The organism is Shinella sp. R2-11, from assembly GCF_055330205.1.
The window spans coordinates 1-2,500 of sequence record NZ_JBVAPC010000023.1 but is presented as its reverse complement, the minus strand read 5'-3'; the positions used below and the strand labels follow the sequence as shown (position 1 = coordinate 2,500).

The window sequence follows — 2,500 nt, the reverse complement described above, 5'->3', positions numbered from 1 at the left end:
TGGCTAGGGGTGAAAGGCCAATCAAACTCGGAGATAGCTGGTTCTCCGCGAAATCTATTTAGGTAGAGCGTCGACCGAATACCCTCGGGGGTAGAGCACTGGATGGGCTATGGGGACTCACCGTCTTACTGATCCTAACCAAACTCCGAATACCGAGGAGTACTAGTCGGCAGACACACGGCGGGTGCTAACGTCCGTCGTGAAAAGGGCAACAACCCTGACCTCCAGCTAAGGTCCCCAAGTCATGGCTAAGTGGGAAAGGATGTGAGACTCCCAAAACAACCAGGATGTTGGCTTAGAAGCAGCCATCATTTAAAGAAAGCGTAACAGCTCACTGGTCTAATTAAGGGGTTTTGCGCCGAAAATGTAACGGGGCTAAAGCCATGCACCGAAGCTGAGGATTTGCAGTTTACTGCAAGTGGTAGCGGAGCGTTCCGTAAGCCTGCGAAGGAGGACCCGTGAGGGCCTCTGGAGGTATCGGAAGTGCGAATGTTGACATGAGTAACGATAAAGGGAGTGAGAGACTCCCTCGCCGAAAGACCAAGGGTTCCTGCTTAAAGTTAATCTGAGCAGGGTTAGCCGGCCCCTAAGACGAGGCGGACACGCGTAGTCGATGGGAACCACGTTAATATTCGTGGGCCTGGTGGTAGTGACGGATTGCGTAACTTGTACATTCTTATTGGATTGGGTGTGCAGGGAAGCGGTTCCAGGAAATAGCTCCACCGTATAGACCGTACCCGAAACCGACACAGGTGGTCAGGTAGAGAATACCAAGGCGCTTGAGAGAACTCTGCTGAAGGAACTCGGCAAATTGCACGCGTAACTTCGGAAGAAGCGTGACCCCATGGCACGCAAGTGTTGTGGGGTGGCACAGACCAGGGGGTAGCGACTGTTTATCAAAAACACAGGGCTCTGCGAAGTCGCAAGACGACGTATAGGGTCTGACGCCTGCCCGGTGCTGGAAGGTTAAGAGGAGAGGTGCAAGCTTTGAATCGAAGCCCCAGTAAACGGCGGCCGTAACTATAACGGTCCTAAGGTAGCGAAATTCCTTGTCGGGTAAGTTCCGACCTGCACGAATGGCGTAACGACTTCCCCGCTGTCTCCAGCAGAGACTCAGTGAAATTGAATTCCCCGTGAAGATGCGGGGTTCCTGCGGTCAGACGGAAAGACCCCGTGCACCTTTACTATAGCTTTACACTGGCATTCGTGTCGGCATGTGTAGGATAGGTGGTAGGCTTTGAAGCAGGGACGCCAGTTTCTGTGGAGCCATCCTTGAAATACCACCCTTATCGTCATGGATGTCTAACCGCGGTCCGTTATCCGGATCCGGGACCGTGTATGGTGGGTAGTTTGACTGGGGCGGTCGCCTCCGAAAGAGTAACGGAGGCGCGCGATGGTGGGCTCAGACCGGTCGGAAATCGGTCGTCGAGTGCAATGGCATAAGCCCGCCTGACTGCGAGACTGACAAGTCGAGCAGAGACGAAAGTCGGTCATAGTGATCCGGTGGTCCCGCGTGGAAGGGCCATCGCTCAACGGATAAAAGGTACGCCGGGGATAACAGGCTGATGACCCCCAAGAGTCCATATCGACGGGGTTGTTTGGCACCTCGATGTCGGCTCATCGCATCCTGGGGCTGGAGCAGGTCCCAAGGGTTTGGCTGTTCGCCAATTAAAGCGGTACGTGAGCTGGGTTCAGAACGTCGTGAGACAGTTCGGTCCCTATCTGCCGTGGGTGTAGGAATATTGACAGGATCTGTCCCTAGTACGAGAGGACCGGGATGGACATATCTCTGGTGGACCTGTTGTCCTGCCAAGGGCATAGCAGGGTAGCTATATATGGAATGGATAACCGCTGAAGGCATCTAAGCGGGAAACCAACCTGAAAACGAGTATTCCCTTGAGAGCCGTGGAAGACGACCACGTTGATAGGCCGGGTGTGGAAGCGCAGCAATGTGTGAAGCTTACCGGTACTAATAGCTCGATTGGCTTGATCGTTCTCATTGTTCATGCTCATCAGCGCAGCATAGCTGCACTGATGATGCTGATCTTCTGTCCTGACGCGCCAAAGCGCTCCGGACGGGCCGCGCCAAAAGGCGCGACGGCCTCTGGCCTTGCGGAGCTTCGCTCCGAAACGCCAGGCCAAAGATCGAAGACGTGTTCACAAAAATTAAGACAAACGAAGGCTCAAGCCTTCTACCAGCTTCTCAAAAGATTGCCCTTAGCCGACCTGGTGGTCATGGCGGGGTGGCTGCACCCGTTCCCATTCCGAACACGGCCGTGAAACGCCCCAGCGCCAATGGTACTTCGTCTTAAGACGCGGGAGAGTAGGTCGCTGCCAGGTCTGCTAAAGGCAATCAAATCTTCTCAAAACAAGCCTCGGCCCAAGCCGAAATCGGGCCGCCCTCAAAGCGGCCCTTTTGCAATGCATGAACTATAACGCGGGGTGGAGCAGCCCGGTAGCTCGTCAGGCTCATAACCTGAAGGCCGCAGGTTCAAATCCT

Annotated in this window: 2 rRNA genes (1 of these 2 cut by a window edge); both read left to right on the top strand. The window is 54.6% G+C overall.

What is annotated here, in order from left to right:
• Positions 1-1,994 (top strand): 23S ribosomal RNA (locus tag ACZ1A1_RS24885); it begins 805 nt to the left of the window's first position.
• A gap of 231 nt (positions 1,995-2,225) precedes the next feature.
• Positions 2,226-2,340, top strand: a 5S ribosomal RNA gene (rrf, locus tag ACZ1A1_RS24880).
• The last annotated feature ends 160 nt before the right edge of the window (positions 2,341-2,500 follow it).